Raw genomic sequence first — 20,338 nt, forward strand, 5'->3', positions numbered from 1 at the left:
GAGCGAGTGGTGGCTCAAGCCCCCACCCCTTTTGGGGGTCTTACCCGGAGGGGACGAGGAGCGTCGACGTAGAGGGGAGGGGTACAACGAAACTTGCGCGGCCCGGAGCGGTCGGCGTCGGCCGACCACTCCGGGCCGCGGTGGCACGGGCGGAGCGGTGCGCGGGTCAGGAGGCGGTCCCGCTGGTCGCCAGACAGAGCTCGCTCGGCAGGTCCGAGCGCCGGGTGACCTTGAGCTTGCGATAGACCCGGGTCAGGTGCTGCTCCACCGTGCTGACGGTGATGAACAGCTCGCGGGCTATCTCCCGGTTGGTGTGCCCGAGCGCGGCCAGCGAGGCGACCCGCCGCTCGGCGTCGCTCAGCCCACCGGCGTCGGGAGCGGCGGCCGCGGGCGCCGTCTCCTCGCGCAGGTCGGAGAACATGCTGGACAGGCCGCGCTGGACCGGCTCGGCGGAGTGCTCCTTGGCCAGCTGCCAGGCCCGGCTCATCATGATCCGCGACCGCTTGTGGTCGCCCAGGCTCTGGTGGGTGTAGCCCAGGTCGGCCAGCGCCAGGGCCAGTTCGACCCGGGAGTCGCAACGCTGCAGCTCGTCCACCGCCTGGCGCAGCAGGGCGGGCCGGAACTTGAGCTCGGCGACGGTCGCGCTCAGCCGCACCGTGATGCCGCGCGAGCGGGAGGAGCCCGGCTGGAGCCGCTTGAACTGCTCGTCGATCAGCACCTTGGCCTGCTGGTGGTTGCCCATCTGCAGGTGCACCCGGGCCGCGGCCCCGCGCCAGGGCACCACGCTCGGCAGGTCGAGGTCCCAGTCCTGCATCATCTCGCCGCAGATCAGGAAGTCGTCCAGGGCGGCGTGCGGGTGGTTGGTGGCCAGCCGGTACTCGCCACGGGCGTGCAGGTAGTGCATGCCGTAGCGGGTCTGGTAGATGGCCTGCGGGACCGGGCGGCTGAGCAACTGCGCGGCGTCCTCGTAACGGCCCATCAGGGTCTGGGCCATCAGCAGGGTCGCCATCGGCAGGCCGATGTTCACCCCCCAGCCCTGCCAGGGCATCTGCTCCAGCGCGCTCTTGGCGTAGCGCTCGGCGTCGACCAGCTGTCCCTGGCGCACCGCGATCTGGCTGCGCAGGGCGAGCAGCGGCGGACGCCAGCCCTCGGCGGCGCGCCCGATCCGGTTGAGCAGTTGCTCGCAGCAGTGCGCGGCCCGCTCCAGCTGGTCGCCGTAGATCAGCGCCAGCAGGGCGAACTCGACCTGCTCCCAGTGCCGGTAGGTCAGGCCGATGCTGCGCAGCACCTGCTCGGCGCCCAGGAAGGTGTTCTCGTCGGCCCGGCCGCTGAGCACCTCGTCGAGGGCGGTGGCGGCCTGCAACTGCGGGTTGGCGCGCACCGCCGCGGGGGCGCGGTCCTTCGTGGGGTTGGACGGTTCGAACGGCGGCAGCTCGGCCAGCACGCCCGGGTAGGAGCTGGAGAGCTGCAACCTGACGGTCTGCAGCTCGGCGCTGGTGCGCCCGTCCACCGGGCGGTCCTGGGCCAGCAGGTGGTTGAGGACGGTGGTGGCCTCGGTGATCCGGCCGTGCCGCAGCAGGTACTTGACGACCACCACCGAGTGCCGGTCGCCCAACTCACCGGCCCGCAGGGCGGCGGAGAGCATCGGCAGGTGGCGGGTGGCGTTGCCGGGCTGGAGCTGCCACTCGACGCCGGCCAGCAGGGTCAGCACCTCGCCGCGCTGACGGGTGTCGGAGCAGCCGCGGTAGGCGTGCTCGACGCAGCGCCGGGCCAGGTCCGCGTCGCCGTCGAAGAGCGCCTGCCGGGCGACGTCGCACAGCACCCGGGTGCTCCACGTCTCGCCGGGCTGGTCGGAGGCCAACAGCTGCTCGGCGATGGCCCGTTCCGGTGCGCCCTGGGCGTAGAGCAGGCGGGCGGCCTGCGCGTGCAGCCGGCTGAGGTCGGCGGCGTCGGTGTCGTGCAGGACGGCCGTGCGCACCGCGGGGTGCCGGAACCGGCCGTACTCCAGCAGGCCGGCCGAGTCCAGGCCGTCGATCACGCCCTTCACCAGGCCGGGGAAGAGGCCCAGCAGTTGGCCGAGCAGGTGGTCCGAGGCGTGGTCGCCGAAGACGGCGATGCCGCGGGCCACCGCGAGCGCGGCGGGCTCGCTGCGGTGCAGGCAGCTGACCACGGCCTGGGAGAAGGCGAACCCGCCGCCCAGGCCGGCCGGATGCCGCTCGGAGGGCAGCCGGGTGCAGGAGCGCAGGTCCTCCAGCAGGCTGTGCACCAGCAGCGGGTTGCCGCCGGTCAAGGCGTCGACGCGGGAGGTCAGTTGGTCGGCCCGCTGGTCGTCCAGCCGGGTGCCGAGCAGCTGGACCACGCCCTCGTGGGTGAGCGGCCCGAGCATGATCCGGCGGCAGTGCGGCTGACGCAGCAACTCGGCGTGGAAGGCGGGCTGCGGGTGCTGGCGGGCGGTGCGCTCGGTGAGGACGACGGCGACCCGGGCGGTGCCCAGCCGGCGGATCAGGAAGAGCAGCCACTGCAGGGAGTGCGCGTCCGCGTGGTGCGCGTCGTCGACGCAGATCAGCAGCGGGACGGACTCCGAGAGTTCGAAGAGCACCGCGCAGAGCGCCTGGACCAGGTCGCTCGGCAGCTGGTACGGGTCGGCCTCCTGGCCGATGTCCGTGTTGTGGGGCCGGGTGGCCCGGGTGGCCGCTTCCAGCAGGCGCTGGGCCTGCCGCCAGCGCTCGGCGCTGAGCGGGGCCTGCTGGAGCAGCTGGCCCACGATGCTGAGTGGGGTGCGCTGCTCGGCCTGCGCGCCGGTGGCCCGCAGTACGGTGGCGCCGGCTCTGCTCGCGTCCTCGCACACCGCGCTCAGCAGCACGGACTTGCCGCTCGCCACGGGGCCGACGACCAGGCCGACCGACCCGGTGCCCTGGATCGCGGCTGTGGTGATTGCGGTGAGGGCGAGCAGCTCCTCGGCGCGCTCGATGAGGCCGGGTCGGCCCGTCATGTGGTCGCTCCTTGCTTCGGGTCCTGATTCCGGCCCAGGTGGTGTCTGGTGATGGACGGACATTGCGTGGAGTGGGGTCTGCTTCGGGGGGAGGGCGGGGCGCCCCGCACGACGGTCACCGACACGCCTATCGCCGGCCGTACTGCGTGCTTGAACACTGTTCTCCCCGGTGAACTGCATGAGAATTCTGGCGAATGCCTGATGAGCGGTGACTAATCGGAGTTCGGCCACCCCTGCCGAAACGCGACAGTCTGGATCCCGGGCGTCGGCCAGCCGTTCGGGGTTGGCGTCGACCGAGTTGCGGGACAACTGATCTGAAACATAACACTGCCGTGGTCTGCGACACGACGCCTGCCGTCAAGAACTGATCAGGAACTGAGGATGATGAACCGACAGTACCGGGCGAGGGGCGTCGCGTGACGCACACCACCCGGCAATGCGGGGCAAATCGGACTGATTCCGACAGGTGCGGAAAGCAGCAGCCGGAGCAAACACACCGTTAACAAGCCAGCTCGGCCCGGCGCGTGATCGACCGCAAAGGTTCACCATCGCGGATAACGAGTCCGTGTACATCAGCGGAACTCCGTAACGCGTTTGTCCCGTAGTTCTCGCGCCCGTTACGCCGAGGGCCGGTCGGGTCCGGTGATTCCATCGGACCCGACCGGCCGTCGGCTCGGTGTCGGGTTGTCGCAGTCGGGGTGGTATTCGGCCAGCGTGGCCGATCGCTTCGCCGGCCCGGGGGCCCGCGCGATCGCGGACCGGAGGCCGGGGCTCAGCGACCGGTGGGCACGGATGGGGGAGCCGTGCCGTCGACCCGCTCCATCCGCACGGTCAGCTGGCAGCGCCGGTGCCGCAGCGGCGGGAGGTCGAGCAGGGGCCCGAGGTGTCCGACGATCCGGTCGGCGGCCGACTTGGAGATCCCGAACAGCACGGCGACCTCGCGCACCGTCAGATTGGCGCGCCGGTAGAGCGACACCAGCAGGACCCGGTCCGCCAGCGAGAGCGTCCAGCGGCGCCCCGCCCGCGGCGTGTCGGCCTCCGCGTACGGCCGCAGCGTCCGCAGCAGCTCCTCGAACTCCGCCGGATCCAGGCCCGTGAGGAGTTCGACCCAGGTGGCCTCCGTCGCGCTGATCAACTGTGCCATGACTGTTCCCCCGTGCGTTCCCCCGTGCGGCGGTTCACTCCTCTGGCAGGAGGATCGGCGCGATCTGCTCGAAGACGTCCCCCGGACCCGGGTTGGCCGGGTGGCCGGTGCCCCCCAGGTGACGGACCACTCCCCAGACCGCGTTGAGCGCCGTGGTGACCGCGCCCTCGGCGAACCCGGCGGTCCATGACACGTCGTCACCGGCCAGGAAGAGGCCCCGCTGCTCGGGCGGGAGGTCGTCCTGCACGAAGTGGGTGAACAGCCGCCGCTGGTAGCGGTACTGCCCGGGCAGGTTCGCCTTGAAGGCGCCCATGAAGTGCGGCTCGGTCTCCCAGGTCACCGAGATCGGCGGCCCGACGATGTGCCGGCGCAGCTCCACCTCGGGGTAGATCTCGCGGAGCTGGGTGAGCAGCACCTCCAAGCGCTGCTCGTCGCTCAGCGTGGCGACCTTCAGCGAGTCGTCGTTCCAGGTGTAGGAGAGGCAGATCACCCCGGGCCGGTCCGGCCCCTCGTCGAACAGGTAGACCCCGCGCGGCATCCGGTCGCTGAGCGTCATGCTCATGGTGTCCCGGCCGGTGACGGGGTCGCGGTCCAGCCAGAACGGTCGGTCGGTGAGCACGAACAGCTTGGAGGAACCCATGTAGTGGGTCCGTTCGACGGCCGTCCAGTGCGGAGTGGAGAGCAGCGACGGGTCGCAGTCGATCCGGTTCAGCAGCGTCCACACGTGCGGGGTGAAGACCACCGCCGGGTACGTCTCGCAGCCGCCCTCGGCGTCCTCGACCAGCACGCCGTCGGCCACCCGGCGCAGCCCGGTGACCGCCGGACGGGGGCTGCCGCCGTGCAGCGACGCCAGTGAGGTGTCGGCCGGCCAGTGCGCCGCCCGGCCGGCGGCGAGCGTCCACAGGCCCTGGACCAGCCGGCCGGTGCCGCCGACGATGCTCACCTGCTCCTGGTCGGCGCCGGTGAACACCACCCGCAGCACCTCCAGGATCGAGTTGGGGAAGTCGGTGTCCCAGCCGCCGGTGCCGAAGCCGACCTGGCCGAACAGCTCCCGGTGCCGGAACGACCGGAAGTACGGCGAGGCGGCGAGGAACCCGTAGAACGACTGGTCGTCCAGGGTCCGCACCATCCGGTTCCAGACCGCCTTGAGCAGCGCGGTGTCCCGTCGCCGGACCGAGTCCTCCATCACCGCCAGCTCGGCCTGGTCGCGCAGGGTCTTCTCCCAGGCGTCGGCCACCTCCTGGTAGACCGACGGCAGGTCCTCGATGGCCCGCGCGTAGTGCCGCTCGCCGCCCAGGTGCACCAGCGTGCTCGGGGTGCCGGCGGCGAGCGGGTTGGGGAACGGCCGGGTCCGCAGACCCAGCGCGTCCACGTAGTGGAACAGCGTGGTGGCCGAGACCGGGAAGCGCATCGCCCCCAGCTCGGCGGTGCACTCCGGGTCCGCCTCGAACGGCACCGACCGCATCCGGCCGCCCAGCTCCCCGGCCTCGTAGAGCACCGGGCGCAGCCCGAGGCGCATCAGCTCGTAGCCCGCGACCAGGCCCGCCACGCCGCCGCCCACCACGGCCACCGGTGTGCCGTGCCGCTGCTCGGGCACCGACCCGAGCCCGGCCGGGTGGCGCAGCCAGTCGTCGTAGGCGAACGGGAAGTCGGGGCTGAACATGGTCAGCGGTGCGGTCACGTCACGCACGTCACGCGCCGTCGGATGCGCGCCGGCACGGAACTCACTGGCACTGAGGGACATCTGGGGACACCTTTCGGGGCCCGGCTCCCGGGTCAGCCCAGGGCGTCGGGCAGGTCCTGGTAGAGCTCGGGGCGCCGGTCATGGAGGTAGGGAGTGTCGGCGCGCGCCTTCGCCACCACGGCCGGGTCGATCTCGGCCAGCAGCAGGCCCTCGACGGGCTCCTCCAGCGTCAGCCGGGTGCCGTCCGGGGCCGCCACCGTGGTCAGCCCGCAGAAGTCCAGGCCGCCCCGCTCGCCGATCCAGTTGGTGTAGGCGACGTAGAGCTGGCTCTCGAAGGCCCGGGCGGGTACCAGGGTGCGGGCGACCACCTCCCACGGGCGCATCAACGCGGTGGGCACCAGCAGCAGTTGGGTACCCGCCAGGGCGTGCGCACGCACGGACTCCGGGAACTCGACGTCGTAGCAGACCAGCAGGCCCACCGTCAGGTCGCCCAGTCGCACCCGCACCACGCCGTGGTCGCCCGGCGTGAACCGGGAGCGGTCCACCTCGCCGAACAGGTGCGCCTTGCGGTAGGAGGCCAGCGTGACGCCCTCGGCGGAGACCAGCCGGACCGCGTTGTAGACCGCGGACCCGTCGTCCTCCGGCCAACCGTAGGCCACGGCGATGCCGTACTCACGGGCGATCCGGGCCACCTCGGCGCCGTGCGGCCCGTCCACGGGCTCGGCCGCCTCGGCCAGCGTGCCCGCCCGCAGCGGGTAGCCGCCCACCGTCATCTCCGGGGCGATCAGCAGCCGCGCGCCGGCCTCGGCCGCCTGCCGGGCCGCCTCCCGCAGTCGCTCCAGCAACCGCGGAACGTTCGGGGAGCCGCACGCGGCCTGCCAGCAAGCAATTCTCATCGCGGGTTTCCTCGGGATGCGGTGGAATCATCGGCTGCGGAGTCATCCGGAGCGGGCATTGCCGGGACCGAAGCTATGGATCCCGCCCAGGCCGGACAACCCCTAACGTCCCCCTAGCGGCGCGCGTCCGGGCACTGCCGAACCGCGCGGGACGGCCGGCGCAGGGGTCGGTAGGGGAGTGGACAGGGGGTGGCGTCCGGCGCCGGCGCGGATAGGCTCGACCGGACTCCGACGGCCGACAGAACGGGTTGACATGACGATCGGTGAGCCGGGCAGCGACGCTATCGTCTTTCCCGCCATGGGCCCCTCTCGATTCGCCGACTTCGGCCGGTTCATGGTGGTCAACGCGGCCGCCAGGAGCCGGTTCGCGGTCGCCGACGAGGTGCTCGGCTACAGCGTCTTCGACGCCCTGCGGGAGAGCGAGGACGACTACGCCGAGGTCGCCCAGGTCACCTCCTTCGTGGTGTCGCTCGCGCTGGTCGAGTGGAGCGGGCAGTCCGGTGAGAGCCACTGCGCCGGGGTCAGCTTCGGCAAGATGGCCGCCGCCGCTCACGCGGGCGTGCTGCCCTTCGAGGAGGCCGTCCGCCTGGTCGCCGAGATCGCCCGCTGCGAGCGCGACTACTTCGCCGAGCAGCACACCGACATCGTCACCCACTCCTTCGTCAAGGTCCCGGCGGACACCCTGGACACCCTGCTGGCCGAACTGACGGACGCGGGCGAGTGGTTCGAGATCTCCTCGTACATGGACCGGGACATGTTCATGGTCTCGCTCAGTGAGCGGGCGCTGGAGGGCTTCAAGCGGCGGATCGGCGAGGCGGGCGGCTACTCCCTCTACACCATGCGCCCGCCGGCGCACGCGGGCATCTTCGGCGAGCTGCGCGAGCGGATCGACCGCGAGGTGCTGAGCGGCTACCAGCTGCGTGACCCGGTGCTGCCGATCGTCTCCGACCAGGACGGTTCGCTGGTGAACTCCGCCGAGCAGGCCCGCGACTGGATCCTCGGCGGCTTCACCCGTCCGATGCGCTGGCCCGGCGTCGTGGACACCCTGGCCGCGCAGGGCGTGCGGCGGATCAGTATCGTCGGCCGGGACCGCCTGCTGCGCCGGCTCAAGTGCACCGTCGAGAACTTCTCGACCGTCACCATCGCACCGGAGTCGGCTCTGCGGCCCGCGAGTTGACGGACCGCCGACCGAAAGGCACGACCCTTTGACGAACAGCACCAGCGGATCGGGCGGCGCCCTGCTTGCCACCAGCGACCTGCACATCAGCTACCAGGAGAACCGCGAGATCGTCCGTGAGCTGCGGCCGAGGACGCCCGCGGACTGGCTGATCGTCGCCGGTGACATCGGCGAGCTGGTCGCCGACGTCGAGTGGACGCTCGGCCTGCTCAGCGAGCGGTTCGCGACCGTGGTCTGGGCGCCGGGCAACCACGAGCTGTGGACCCACCCCTCGGATCCCGTCCAGCTGCGCGGCGTCGAGCGCTACCGGCACCTGGTGGAGGTCTGCCGCCGCCTGGGCGTGCACACCCCCGAGGACCCGTACCCGGTGTGGCCCGGCCCCGAGGGACCGGTGCGGATCGCCCCGCTCTTCGTCGGCTACGACTACACCTTCCGGCCGGCCGGCACCGCGACCAAGGAGCAGGCACTGGCCCGCGCGCACGAGACGGGCGTGGTCTGCTCCGACGAGTACCTGCTCCACCCCGACCCGTACCCGAGTCGGGAGGCCTGGTGCCGGGCCCGGGTGGCCGCCACCGAGGAGCGGCTGGCCGCGATGGACCCGGCGGTTCCCACCGTGCTGGTCAACCACTACCCGCTGGTCCGCCAGCCCACCGACGTCCTCTACTACCCCGAGTTCGCGCAGTGGTGCGGCACCACCGCCACCGCCGACTGGCACACCCGCTTCAACGTGGCGGCGGTCGTCTACGGGCACCTGCACATCCCCCGGGTCACCCACTACGACGGCGTCCGCTTCGAGGAGGTCTCGGTGGGCTACCCGCGCGAGTGGCGCCGCCGGGGTGACGCCGTGCCGACAGGACTGCGCCAGATCTTCCCCGAGGTGACGAAGCGTTGATCGAGCTGATCCTTCCCGAGCCCGTCACGTCGGCCGAGAGCCGTGCCCTGGACGAGCCCATCGACCTCTTCCCCGCCGAGGTCGAGCACATCAGCCGCTCGGTCCCGCGCCGCCAGCAGGAGTTCCGCGCGGTACGGGCCTGCGCCCGGCGCGCGCTGGCCGTGCTCGGCCTGCCGCCGGTCCCGCTGCTGCCCGGCCCGATGGGCGAACCCCGTTGGCCCATGGGCGTGGTGGGCAGCATGACCCACTGCGCCGGCTACCGCGCAGCCGCCCTGGCCCCGGCCGAGGCGGTGCTGACCCTCGGCATCGACGCCGAGGTCAACGAGCCCCTCCCGGAGGGGGTCCTGGAGGCCATCGCGCTCCCCGAGGAGCTGCCGATGCTGGCCACCCTGCGACGCGCGGACCCGACCGTGCACGCCGACCGGCTGCTCTTCAGTGCCAAGGAGAGCGTCTACAAGGCGTGGTTCCCGCTGGCCAAGGTGATGCTGGACTTCTCCGAGGCCACCCTGACGATCGACCCGGACGGCACCTTCAGCGCGAGGCTGCTGGTACCCGGCCCGTTCGCCGAGGGCCGGCGGCTGACGGGCTTCGAGGGCCACTGGGTCGCCGCGGACGGCCTGGTGGCGACGGCGATCACGGTGGTACGCGGCTGATCGAGGGGGCGGGCGTCGCCCGTGCCCGTCCGACCACCGGCGAGCGGCCCGCAGCGGCCGCTCGCCGCGTTGGCCTGCCCGGGCGCCGGTGCGCCGCGCCGGAACCCTTCTGACACCGTGGAGTTGACGGCTTCCCGACGGGCCGGTGCGGTCGGGGCGGGTGGGGTCGGATAGGGGTTCTAACCCCGGACGGGGGCTCGATACTCTCCGGTACGTACGGGCTCAGCCCGCCCCGAACCCCTCCGACCACTCCCCGGCAGCCCGGGCGCGGGCGTCGGCGGTGGCCGTCGAGTACGAGAAGGATGAGTGGAGCCGATGCCGGCCAAGATCCTCGCGGAGACCTCCGTAGCGACACTCGCCGAGTTCGAGCAGGACACCCTTCGTATCGCCCAGGTCCTGCGTGAGCGGGGGGTCGGGCTCGGTGACCGGGTGCTGCTCAAGGCCGGTAACTCGATCAGCTACGTCTCGGTCCTGTTCGCTCTGATGCACCTGGGTGCCTCGGTGGTCCTGGTGGACCAGCAGGAGAGGCAGGAGGCCACCGCCTCCATCATCCGTCGGGCCGGCACCAAGCTGGTGCTGGTGGACGACGACGCCCCGGTGCCCGCCGAGGCCGACCCGGTCTACCTCTACGAACTGCTGGCCTCCGCCCCCGATCTGGAGGTGACGGACCGCCGGCTCGACTTCAGCGCCTGGTCCGACCTGGACGACGCGTTGATCATGTGGTCCTCCGGGTCCACCGGCGAGCCCAAGGGCATCGTCAAGAACGGCGGCCGGATGCTGCGCAACCTGGAGCGCAACGCACGCCACATGGGCCACTGCGCGGACGACGTGCTGCTGCCGCTGCTGCCCTTCTCGCACCAGTACGGCCTGTCGATGGTCCTGATCGCCTGGATCGTCCGGGGCTCCCTGGTGATCGCCCCCTACAAGCGGCCCGACCGCGCGCTGCGGATGGCCGGGCACTCGGGTGCGACCGTGCTGGACGCGACCCCGGCCACCTACCGCAGCATGCTGAGCATCATCCGGCAGCGGCCGGCGCTCGCCGACTCGCTCGACTCGGTCCGGATGTTCTGCAGCGGCGCCGCACCGCTCGACCAGTCGCTGGTGGACTGCTACGTCGAGCGGTTCGGCCTGCCGCTGCTGGACAGTTACGGCAGCACCGAGGCCGGCAACGTGGCCTTCGCGACCAGCGACAACGCCGTGGCCTGCGGGCAGGTCATGGACGGGCTGCGGGTTCGGGTGGTGGACGACGAGGACCGCGAGGTGCCGGCCGGCGAGGTGGGCGAGCTGCTGATCGAGACCCCGGACGTGATGGTCGGCTACCTCACGCAGGACGGCGGGATCGACCCGGTGGACCAGAGCGTCTTCCGCACCGGCGACCTCGGCCACTTCGACGCGGCCGGCAACCTTTTCGTGCTGGGCCGCAAGTTCGCCGTGCACCGCAACGGTTACACGCTCTACCCCGAGATCATCGAGCGCAAGGCGGCCGCCGGCGGCTGCTCGACCCGGGTCGTCCCGCTGTCCGACGAGCGTCGCGGCAGCAGCCTGGTCTTCTTCGTGGAGGACGAGCAGCGGCGGGACTCCGCGCACTGGCGGCACGTCCTGGCCGACCTGCTGCCCCCCTACGAACAGCCCAACCGGGTGATCGTGGTGGAGCAGTTCCCGCTCAACCGCAACGGCAAGCCGGACAAGCGCCGGATGACCGAACTCGCCGAGGCCGCGGCCGGCCCGGGTGAGGGCGAGGACCTCGCCTGACGGGACGTCGGGCGCGGTGTCGAGGACGGGCCGGTCCGCGTGGGTCCGCGGACCGGCCCGGCCACGTCCGGGCCGGTCAGTCCAGCAGACCGCGCCGTATCGCGGCGAGCACCGCGGCGGTCCGGTCGGAGACGTCGAGCTTCTTGAAGACCCGCAGCAGGTGGGTCTTCACCGTCGCCTCGCCGATGTGCAGTTCGCGGCCGATGTCGGCGTTGGTCAGGCCACGGCCGACCAGGCGCAGCACGTCGCACTCGCGCCCCGACAGGGGCGGCGGCTGCTCCTGGGAGCGGGCCCGGAAGAGCCGGCCGGCGACGGCGGGGGAGAGTACCGTCTCGCCGCGGGCGGCCGCCCGGACCGCCTCGATCAGGTCCGCCCGCGAGCTGCCCTTGAGCAGGTAGCCGGCCGCGCCGGCCTCGACCGCGCGCAGGATGTCGGCGTCGTCCTCGTAGGTGGTGACCACCACCACCTTGGGACGGCGCGAGTGCGCCAGGATCCGGGCGGTGGCGGTGGCGCCGTCCATCGCGCCCATCCGCAGGTCCATCAGGATCACGTCGGGCTCGAGCGCCGCGGCGCGCACCACCGCCTCCTCGCCGCTGCCGGCCGTCCCCGCCACCCGGATGCCGGGCGCGGACTCCAGCATCGCGCTCAGGCCCTCGCGCACCACCGGGTGGTCGTCGACGATCAGGACGGCGACCGGCCGGTCCGCGGTCGGCTGTTCGGCGCTCATCGGGACTCCTCCACGTTCCTCGTCGTGGCGGTGCCCAGCGGGACCACGACCTCCACCACCGTGCCGTGGCCCGGCGTGCCGGTCACCTCAACCGTCCCGCCGACCTCGGCGACCCGGGCCCGCATGCCGCGCAGCCCGTACCCCGGCGGCTCCTCGCCCGGCCCGTGGGACGGCTCCGCGAGGCCGCAGCCGTCGTCCGCGACCCGCAGCCGCACCGCCGCGTCGGTGAACTCGACGCGCAGTGACACCCGTTGGGCGCGGGCGTGCTTGCGGACGTTGGCCAACGCCTCCTGCGCACCGCGCAACAGCACCACGCCCACCGCGGTCGGCAGCGGGAACTCGGTGCCCTCGGTGGTGTGGTCGACCGTCAGGCCGGTCTCCGCCGCCAGCGCCTCGCCCTGGCGGCGGACGGCCTCGCCCAGCGAGTTCCCGCGCAGTGCGACCGGGGTGAGCGCGGCGACGAAGCCGCGGGTCTCGGCGAGGTTGTCGGTGGCCACCCGGGCGGCCAACGCCAGGTGTCGGCGGGCCAGTTCGGGCTCGTCCGCCAACTCCGAGTCGGCCGTCTGGATCAGCGCGATCAGGCTGGTCAGCCCCTGCGCCACGGTGTCGTGGATCTCGCGGGCCAGCCGCTCGCGCTCGGCGGCGATGCCGGCCTGTCGGGAGAGCCGGGCCACCTGGCCCCGGCTCAGTTCCAACTCCTCGATCAGCAGCGCCCGTTCGCGGCTCTGCTCAACGACCCGGGTGATCCACAGGCCGACCAGTACGGCGAGTGCGATGCCGAGCAGAGTGAGCGGCAGGATGCCCAGCACGGCCTCGCCGAACTCGCCGCTGGTGACCCAGAGCAGGATCGGCGGCACCAGGTTGGCCAGCAGCACCACCGCGATGCCCGGTGCCGAGGGCAGGCTCATCAGCAGCATCGGACAGATCGCGAAGAGCGCGAAGGAGGAGGTCAGGTCGAGCAGCGTGGCGGTGCCGAACAGGACGCCCAGACCGGCCGCGAACCACCGCGCGCGCGCCGGCTTGCCACCGCCGCCGAGCAGCAGCGGCCGGCCGAACGCCGCGTACCACGGGACGACCAGGGTCAGCGCGGCCACCGCCCCCGCCACCCGCCTCGGCGAGTTCCCCGAGGTGAGCAGCAGCCCGGTGGTGACCAGGTAGGAGAGGCCGAAGTAGGCGTCCCAGAGGCTGAACCAGCGCCGCACCGGATCCTGGTCGCGGCTCACCTCGGCCGGGCCGTGGCTCGGTTCCACGGCCGGCGGCTGGACAACGGGCTGGTCAGGGGCAACGCTTGCTGGCACGCTGACCAGTCCTACCACGCCCGGTGCGCCGCGCACCACGCGATGGCACGGCCGGGGCGACCGGCTCACGGTGTCCGTCGATCGGTGGACAGCCGGTTCCACCGGCCGGTCGTTCCGCGCCGTGCCGCCCGTTCCTAGCCTGGAGTGCGGTGCGAGAACCGCACGGTGGACGGGACTTCTGGAGTACGGGCGATGAGTGCTTTCACGACCACGCTGGTGGTCAGCGGGACGGTGCTGCTGGTGATCCTCGGCGGCGATCTCGGCCGTCGCAAGGTGAACACGATGCGGCTGGTGCGGCCGCTGGTCGCGGTGGCGGTGGTCATGGTGCTCTTCTTCCACTCCCCGCAGCTGAGCGGCAACGACCTCTCCCTGCAACTGGTCGGCATCGGCCTGGGCACCATCTTCGGCCTGGCCGCCGGCGCCATGCTGCCTGCCGAGAGGGACCCGTCCGGGCAGGTCTACACTCGGGCCGGTGTGCTGTACGCGCTGTTCTGGCTCGCGATGTCGGGTGCCCGGGTGCTCTTCGTCTACGGTATCGAGCACTGGTACACCGCCGCGATCATCACCTTCTCCGTCAAGTACCGGATCAGCGGGCCCGAGGTCTTCTCCAACGCGCTGGTGCTGATGGCGCTGGCCACCGTGCTGGCGCGGACCGCCGTGGTGATGAACCGCCGCCGCCGGCTGCGCGCCGCGGTCGCGTAGCTCCGACAGCCGCGCAGCTCCGACAGCAGAGCGAGAGGAATCGACACCGTGCCCCTCCCCGACGGACCTCGTCTGCGGCCGCCCCGCCACCGGGTGGAGCGCCGCGCCATCGCCTGGTGGATGGTGCGCGCCGCGCTGATCCCGCTGCCCACCGCCCTGCTGCTGGGTGCGCTCTACCTGTTGATCCCGCCGGCCCGGTTCGTCTTCGGTCCGCTCTTCCTCGCGGTCGCGCTGCTCGGGCTCGGCTACCTGGTCGTCATGCCGCTGTGGCGCTACCGGGTGCACCGCTGGGAGACCACCGACCAGGCCGTCTACACCAGCTCCGGCTGGCTCTGGCAGCGGTGGCGGGTGGCGCCGCTGTCGCGGATCCAGACCGTGGACACCGTGCGCGGCCCGCTGGAGCAGCTCTTCGGCCTCAGCGGCATCAAGGTCACCACGGCCTCCGCCGCGGGTGCCCTGATCATCCGCGGTCTGGACCGCAGGCGGGCCGCCGAGGTCGTCGAGCACCTGACCACCGCCACCCAGGCCACCGCGGGGGACGCGACGTGACCCGCGACGTGACCACCGGCACCGGTCGCGGTACGCCCCCGGCCGTCGAGCCCGCCTGGCATCGACTGAGTCCCCGCCTGATACCGCTTCACCTGAGCTGGCTGGTCGCCCCCGTCATCACCGGCATCGGCACCCTGATCGGCACCGGTGGCCGGCTCAACCTGCAGGGGCTGATCACGCTCTCCTCGTTCACCGTGGCTTTCCTGATCGTCACCGGCATCAACCTGACGCGGGTCCTCACCACCGGCTACCGGATCACCGACGCGCGGCTGGAGATGCGCTCGGGCCTGCTCTTCCGCAGCCGCCGCGCCGTCCCACTGGAGCGCATCCGCAGTGCGGAGGTCACCGCCCGCCCGCTGCACCGCCTGCTCGGACTCGCCACCGTGAGCGTCGGCGCCGCCGTGCACGGTGGTTCGGCGGCCCACGGGCTCTCGCTGGACGGGGTCACCATCGCCCAGGCGAACGCACTGCAGCAGGAACTGCTGAACCGCCGGGCCGCCCTGCTCGCCCACCCGCCGACCGACGCCGGCCCGGTCGAACCCCTCCTCCCGGCCCCGGTCGCCGAACTCTCCTGGTCCTGGCTGCGCTACGCCCCGCTCACCGTCTGGGGCCTCGGCGGACTCCTGGCGGCCCTCGGTATCTGCTACAACACCCTGCACGAGATGCAGATCGACCCGCTGCGGCTGGGCGTCGTGCACCAGTTGGTCGCCGCCTTCACCGCGGTGCCGCTCTGGGTCGCCCTGCCGGCGCTGCTGCTGGTGCTGGCCGCCCTGGGCACGGTCGTGGCGGTCGGTCAGTACGTCGAGGGCTGGTCCGGGTACCGCCTGGAGCGCGAGGACGGCGGCGTCCTGCGGGTGCGGCGCGGCCTGTGGATCCACCGCTCGGTCTCCATCGAGGAGCGCCGGTTGCGCGGCTTCGAGCTGATCGAGCCGATGCTGCTGCGGTGGGGCGGCGGAGCAAGGCTGCACGCGGTCGCCACCGGTCTCGGCAACGCCGAGGAGAACCGCACCCGCGGCGCCCTGCTGCCGCCCGCGCCGCGCGCGGTGGCCCTGCGAGTGGCGAATGAGCTCCGGCCGGACGATCAACCATCGCCCGTGGCCGCCGAGTTGGTCGCCCACCCGAAGGTGGCGCGGCGCCGCCGGATCAACCGGGGCGTGGCGCTGGTCACGCTCACCGCGGCCGTGGTGGCGCTGCCCGGCATCTGGGTGCCAGAATTCCTCCCGGCCGCCGGCGTGGTCGCCGTCGTCCTGCTGCCCGTCGCGGTGTGGCTGGCCGTCGATGCCCATCGGGCCCTGGGCCACGCCCTGGTGGACGACTACCTGGTGACCCGCTCGGGCACCTTCGCCCGCCGCACGGTCGCCCTGCAGCGCACCGGTGTGATCGGCTGGACCGTGAGCCGCTCCCTGTTCCAACGCCGCAGCGGCCTGCTCACCCTCACCGCCACCACGGCCGCCGGCCGTGGCGCCTACCGGGTGCGCGACGTGACCCTCGCCGAGGGGCTGTCCCTCGCCGAGCAGGCCGTGCCCGACCTGCTCACCCCCTTCCTCGAACGGGACTGACCGCGCTTCCTCGAACGGGACTGACCGCGGTCCGCGAACCGGATCGGCCTCGGCGGACAGGCCCCGCCGGGCCCCGCAATAAGAATTCCGACTTTCCCGCGGGTGGCCGGAAGGTATTTTCGCGTGATTAGGCGACCGGCCCGGTGGAAATGCCTTCCAGGGTGCCCGGATATACCCAGGGGTACCCGGAGGATTGGGTAGGGGTGCCTAGGGGGACGTAGGGGTATCTGCTGTTCACCGCCGATGGCAGGCTGGCCGATGGTTTTAGATACCGTCTGCTGGGTGGTGGAGCGCGCGATGATGAACCAGTCCGAGGGTCTTATTTCGGGGCCGGACGGTACGGGTACCGGAAATTCGGGCGCGCTGTCGTCCTTGCGGCAGCGGCTGGCCGGGCGCTCCGAGGCCGACCAGCAGCGCCTGCTGCTGAACCTCGTACTGGAACACGCGAACGAATCCCTGCGCGGCCGGCCGTCCGCCGCCGTCGAGGCCGACCGGCCGTTCCTGGAGCTCGGCTTCGACTCGCTGGCCGCCGTCGACCTGCACAGCCGGCTGCAGGCCGCGACCGGGCTGCGCCTGCCGGTCACCCTGGTCTTCGACCACCCCACCGCCGCCTCGCTCGCCCGGCACCTGCGTGCCGAGATCCTGGGCCTGGCCGCCGCCGGCGACCTTCCCGAGCCGCTCGGCTCCGCCGACGACGAGCCCATCGCGATCGTCGCCATGGCCTGCCGGTTCCCCGGCGACGCGAACAGCCCCGAGCAGTTGTGGCAGCTGGTCGCCGACGGCGTCGACGCGATCTCGGCCTTCCCGGCCGGCCGTGGCTGGGACCTCGGCGGGCTCTACGACCCGGACCCGGACCACCCGGGCACCAGCTACGCGCAGGCCGGCGGCTTCCTGCACGACGCCGACACCTTCGACCCCGGCTTCTTCGGCATCAGCCCCCGCGAGGCGCTGGCCATGGACCCGCAGCAGCGACTGCTGCTGGAGACCGCGTGGGAGGCGTTCGAGCGCGCCGGCATCGACCCGGGCACCCTGCGCGAGTCCCGCACCGGCGTCTTCATCGGTGCCGAGGCCCAGGACTACGGTCCGCGCCTGCACGAGGCCGCCGAGGGCATGGAGGGCTACCTGGTCACCGGCACCGCCGGCAGCGTCGCCTCGGGCCGGCTCTCCTACACCTTCGGCTTCCAGGGCCCGGCGGTCACCGTCGACACCGCCTGCTCCTCCTCGCTGGTCGCCCTGCACCTGGCCGTGCAGTCGCTGCGCCGCGGCGAGTGCGGCGTGGCGCTGGCCGGCGGCGTGGCCGTGATGGCCAACCCCGGCTCGTTCATCGCCTTCAGCCGCCAGCGCGGCCTGGCCCCCGACGGCCGCTGCAAGCCGTTCGCCAACGCCGCCGACGGCACCGCCTGGGGCGAGGGCGTCGGCATGCTGCTGGTCGAGCGGCTCAGCGACGCCCAGCGCAACGGTCACCCGGTGCTGGCGATCGTGCGCGGCTCGGCGATCAACCAGGACGGCGCCAGCAACGGCCTGACCGCCCCCAACGGCCCCTCGCAGCAGCGGGTGATCCGGCAGGCCCTGGCCGACGCCGGTCTGACGGCCGGTGAGGTCGACGCGGTCGAGGCGCACGGCACCGGCACCACCCTCGGCGACCCGATCGAGGCCCAGGCGCTGCTCGCCACCTACGGCCAGGACCGCCCCGCCGAACGGCCGCTCTGGCTCGGCTCGTTGAAGTCCAACATCGGCCACACCCAGGCCGCCGCCGGCATCGGCGGCGTCATCAAGATGGTGATGGCGATGCGGCACGGCGTGCTGCCGCGCACCCTGCACGTCGACACGCCCAGCGAGCACGTCGACTGGAGCGCTGGCGCCGTCGAGTTGCTCACCGAGGCGACGCCGTGGCCCGAGACCGACCACCCGCGCCGCGCCGGCGTCTCCTCGTTCGGTATGAGCGGCACCAACGCCCACACCGTCATCGAGCAGGCCCCGCAGGCCACCGAGCCGGTCGCGGGTACCGAGCCGGTCGCCGTCACGCCGGCGGTGCTGCCCTGGGTGCTCTCCGCCAAGACCCCCGAGGCGCTGCGCGAGCAGGCCGAGCGGCTGCACGCGCACCTGGCGGCCCACCCCGGGCAGAGCCCCGCCGACCTCGGTCACTCGCTGGCCACCACCCGCGCGAGCTTCGAGCACCGGGCCGCGCTGGTGGCCGGCGACCGCGCGGAGTTCCAGCAGGGGCTGCGCGCGCTGGCCGACGGCACCGGTCTGCCGGGCCTCGTCCAGGGCACGCCCGACGCGGGCCGCACCGCCTTCCTCTTCACCGGCCAGGGCAGCCAGCGCCTGGCCATGGGCCGCGAGCTGTACGAGACGTTCCCGGTCTTCGCCAAGGCCCTCGACCAGGCGTGCGGTCACCTCGACCTCCAGCTGGAGCGCCCGCTGCGCGAGGTGCTGTTCGCGGCCGAGGGCTCGGCCGAGGCCGAGCTGCTGCACCAGACCGCCTACACCCAGCCGGCGCTGTTCGCGCTCGAGGTGGCGCTCTTCCGCCTCGCCGAGTCCTGGGGCCTGCGTCCCGACTTCCTGGCCGGTCACTCGATCGGCGAGCTGGCCGCCGCCCACGTCGCCGGCGTCCTCACCCTGCAGGACGCCGCGCTGCTGGTCGCCGCCCGTGGCCGGCTGATGCAGGAACTGCCCGGCGGCGGCGCCATGGTGGCGCTCCAGGCCACCGAGGCCGAGGTGCTGGCGAGCATCGCCGGCCGCGAGGGCCAGGTCGCCGTCGCCGCCGTCAACGGCCCCGAGGCCGTGGTGATCGCCGGCGACGAGGACGCCGTGCTCGCCATCGCCGCCCACTGGCAGGCCGAGGGCCGCAAGACCAGGCGGCTGCGGGTCAGCCACGCCTTCCACTCCCCGCACATGGACGGCATGCTCGCCGAATTCCGGCGCTGCGCCCAGGTGGTGAACTACGCCGCCCCGACCGTCCCGATCGTCTCCACCCTCACCGGCGAGCTGGTGACCGCCGAGGAGATCGGCACCCCCGAGTACTGGGTGCGGCACGTCCGCGAGGGCGTCCGCTTCCACCACGCGATGCGCGTGCTGGAGCGCGAAGGCGTCAGCACCGTCGTGGAGTTGGGCCCCGACGGCGTGCTCTCGGCGATGGGCCAGGCCTGCGTCACCGAGCCCGTCGCGTTCCTGCCGGTGCTGCGCGCCGACCGCCCCGAGGTCCGCACCTTCACCACCGCGCTGGCCGAGGCGCACGTCCGCGGCCAGGCCCTCGACTGGGACGGGGTCTTCGCCGGCCAAGGCGCCCGCCGGGCGGACCTGCCGACCTACGCCTTCCAGCGCGAGCGCTACTGGCTGGAGGGCGGCAGCCCGCTCGGTGACGTCGCCGCGATCGGCCTCGACTCCGCCGACCACCCGTTGCTGGGTGCCGCGGTGGCCCTCGCCGACGTCGACGGCTTCCTGTTCACCGGCCGGCTCGCCCTGGACACCCACCCCTGGCTGGCCGACCACGCTGTGCGGGGCGCCGTCCTGCTGCCGGGCACCGCCTTCGTCGACCTGGCGATCCGCGCCGGTGACCAGGTGGGCTGCGACCTGATCGAGGAACTCACCCTCGAGGCACCGCTGTTGCTGCCCGAGCAGGGCGGTGTGCAGCTGCAGATCGTGGTCAGCGGCGCCGACGAGAACGGCAGCCGCTCGCTCAGCCTGCACTCCCGGATCGAGGGCGCCCCGGCCGACGAGCCGTGGAGCCGGCACGCCACCGGTGTGCTCAGCGCCGGCGCCGCGCCGGCCGGCTTCGACCTCGCCGCCTGGCCGCCCGCCGACGCCCGCCCGGTCGACGTCCAGCAGATCCACACCGACCTGGTCGAGGCCGGCTTCGGCTACGGCCCCACCTTCCAGGGCCTGCGGGCCGCCTGGCTGCGCGGCACCGAGATCCTCGCCGAGATCGCCCTGCCCACCGGGGCCGAGGACGACGCCGACCGGTTCGGTCTGCACCCCGCCCTGCTGGACGCCGCCCTGCACGCGCTGGGTGCCGACACCTCCGACGACGCGCTCCGCGGCGGCCTGCCGTTCGCCTGGAGCGGCGTCACCCTGCACGCCACCGGGGCGTCCACGCTGCGCGTGCGGATCACCCCGCTGGGCCGTGGCGAGGTCGCCCTGGACCTCGCCGACGGCACCGGCCGGCCGGTGATGTCGGCGCGCTCCCTGGCGCTGCGCGAGATCTCCGCCGAGCAGCTGGGTGCTGCTCGCGGTGCTCATCACGAGTCGCTGTTCCGGGTGGAGTGGGCCGCGTTGCCGGTTGCGGCGGGTGTGGTCCAGGGTGGTCGTTGGTC

At 72.9% G+C, this 20,338-nt stretch carries 14 protein-coding genes; 8 read left to right on the forward strand and 6 right to left on the reverse strand.

The features are described 5' to 3' along the window. Positions 1-166 precede the first annotated feature (166 nt). From ACZ38L_RS30790 to ACZ38L_RS30805, 4 genes are all read right to left on the reverse strand, one after another. Positions 167-2,992 carry a helix-turn-helix transcriptional regulator gene (locus ACZ38L_RS30790; protein WP_465699417.1) on the reverse strand — a complete coding sequence of 942 codons (2,826 nt, stop codon included), beginning with the start codon at positions 2,990-2,992 and terminating at the stop codon, positions 167-169. Between the two features lie 772 nt (positions 2,993-3,764). Then, positions 3,765-4,136, reverse strand: a complete 372-nt coding sequence (locus ACZ38L_RS30795; protein ID WP_465699419.1) for a transposase family protein — start codon at positions 4,134-4,136, stop codon at positions 3,765-3,767. A gap of 34 nt (positions 4,137-4,170) precedes the next feature. Next, complete coding sequence (locus tag ACZ38L_RS30800; protein WP_465699442.1) at positions 4,171-5,799, reverse strand: flavin monoamine oxidase family protein; 1,629 nt, start codon at positions 5,797-5,799, stop codon at positions 4,171-4,173. 113 nt (positions 5,800-5,912) lie between these two features. Next, a complete protein-coding gene (locus ACZ38L_RS30805; RefSeq protein WP_465699421.1) occupies positions 5,913-6,716 on the reverse strand; it encodes a carbon-nitrogen hydrolase family protein in 804 nt (267 codons plus the stop codon). A gap of 298 nt (positions 6,717-7,014) precedes the next feature. Between ACZ38L_RS30805 and ACZ38L_RS30810 the strand changes: the two genes are divergently transcribed. The 4 genes from ACZ38L_RS30810 to ACZ38L_RS30825 all read left to right on the forward strand — a co-directional run bounded on the left by ACZ38L_RS30810 (position 7,015) and on the right by ACZ38L_RS30825 (position 11,190). Beyond that, positions 7,015-7,893 (forward strand): ACP S-malonyltransferase, encoded by an 879-nt coding sequence (locus ACZ38L_RS30810; protein WP_465699423.1) that lies wholly within the window; start codon positions 7,015-7,017, stop codon positions 7,891-7,893. Between the two features lie 28 nt (positions 7,894-7,921). Continuing rightward, positions 7,922-8,785: a metallophosphoesterase family protein gene (locus ACZ38L_RS30815; RefSeq protein WP_396563591.1), complete on the forward strand. Its 864-nt coding sequence runs from the start codon at positions 7,922-7,924 to the stop codon at positions 8,783-8,785. Beyond that, complete coding sequence (locus ACZ38L_RS30820) at positions 8,782-9,438, forward strand: 4'-phosphopantetheinyl transferase family protein (protein ID WP_465699425.1); 657 nt, start codon at positions 8,782-8,784, stop codon at positions 9,436-9,438. Before ACZ38L_RS30815 ends, ACZ38L_RS30820 begins: the two co-directional genes overlap by 4 nt. Before the next feature lie 315 nt (positions 9,439-9,753). Next, entirely contained in the window at positions 9,754-11,190 is a 1,437-nt protein-coding gene (locus ACZ38L_RS30825) for a class I adenylate-forming enzyme family protein (RefSeq protein WP_465699427.1), read from the forward strand. Positions 11,191-11,266: 76 nt separating this feature from the next. On the opposite strand, the gene ACZ38L_RS30830 is transcribed toward ACZ38L_RS30825, so the two are convergent. Next, a complete protein-coding gene (locus ACZ38L_RS30830) occupies positions 11,267-11,917 on the reverse strand; it encodes a response regulator (RefSeq protein WP_465699429.1) in 651 nt (216 codons plus the stop codon). Beyond that, entirely contained in the window at positions 11,914-13,167 is a 1,254-nt protein-coding gene (locus ACZ38L_RS30835) for a sensor histidine kinase (protein WP_465699431.1), read from the reverse strand. The genes ACZ38L_RS30830 and ACZ38L_RS30835 overlap by 4 nt, the downstream gene beginning before the upstream one ends. Before the next feature lie 240 nt (positions 13,168-13,407). Between ACZ38L_RS30835 and ACZ38L_RS30840 the strand changes: the two genes are divergently transcribed. The 4 genes from ACZ38L_RS30840 to ACZ38L_RS30855 all read left to right on the forward strand — a co-directional run. Then, complete coding sequence (locus ACZ38L_RS30840; RefSeq protein ID WP_465699434.1) at positions 13,408-13,917, forward strand: hypothetical protein; 510 nt, start codon at positions 13,408-13,410, stop codon at positions 13,915-13,917. Between the two features lie 120 nt (positions 13,918-14,037). After that, positions 14,038-14,466 carry a PH domain-containing protein gene (locus ACZ38L_RS30845; protein WP_396563743.1) on the forward strand — a complete coding sequence of 143 codons (429 nt, stop codon included), beginning with the start codon at positions 14,038-14,040 and terminating at the stop codon, positions 14,464-14,466. Further along, positions 14,463-16,025 (forward strand): PH domain-containing protein, encoded by a 1,563-nt coding sequence (locus ACZ38L_RS30850; RefSeq protein WP_465699437.1) that lies wholly within the window; start codon positions 14,463-14,465, stop codon positions 16,023-16,025. Before ACZ38L_RS30845 ends, ACZ38L_RS30850 begins: the two co-directional genes overlap by 4 nt. A gap of 243 nt (positions 16,026-16,268) precedes the next feature. After that, positions 16,269-20,338 (forward strand): type I polyketide synthase (locus tag ACZ38L_RS30855; RefSeq protein WP_465699440.1); only part of this gene is annotated, 4,070 nt, incomplete at its 3' end.

The organism is Kitasatospora sp. NPDC024654 (assembly GCF_055559155.1).

Excerpts from the sequence above, each read along its gene's own strand:
- ACZ38L_RS30840 (WP_465699434.1), top strand. The coding sequence starts at position 13,408 with ATGAGTGCTTTCACGACCACGCTGGTGGTCAGCGGGACGGTGCTGCTG.
- ACZ38L_RS30805 (WP_465699421.1), bottom strand. The coding sequence starts at position 6,716 with ATGAGAATTGCTTGCTGGCAGGCCGCGTGCGGCTCCCCGAACGTTCCG.
- ACZ38L_RS30800 (WP_465699442.1), bottom strand. The coding sequence starts at position 5,799 with ATGTTCAGCCCCGACTTCCCGTTCGCCTACGACGACTGGCTGCGCCAC.
- ACZ38L_RS30810 (WP_465699423.1), top strand. The coding sequence starts at position 7,015 with ATGGGCCCCTCTCGATTCGCCGACTTCGGCCGGTTCATGGTGGTCAAC.
- ACZ38L_RS30795 (WP_465699419.1), bottom strand. The coding sequence starts at position 4,136 with ATGGCACAGTTGATCAGCGCGACGGAGGCCACCTGGGTCGAACTCCTC.
- ACZ38L_RS30790 (WP_465699417.1), bottom strand. The coding sequence starts at position 2,992 with ATGACGGGCCGACCCGGCCTCATCGAGCGCGCCGAGGAGCTGCTCGCC.
- ACZ38L_RS30825 (WP_465699427.1), top strand. The coding sequence starts at position 9,754 with ATGCCGGCCAAGATCCTCGCGGAGACCTCCGTAGCGACACTCGCCGAG.
- ACZ38L_RS30830 (WP_465699429.1), bottom strand. The coding sequence starts at position 11,917 with ATGAGCGCCGAACAGCCGACCGCGGACCGGCCGGTCGCCGTCCTGATC.
- ACZ38L_RS30845 (WP_396563743.1), top strand. The coding sequence starts at position 14,038 with ATGGTGCGCGCCGCGCTGATCCCGCTGCCCACCGCCCTGCTGCTGGGT.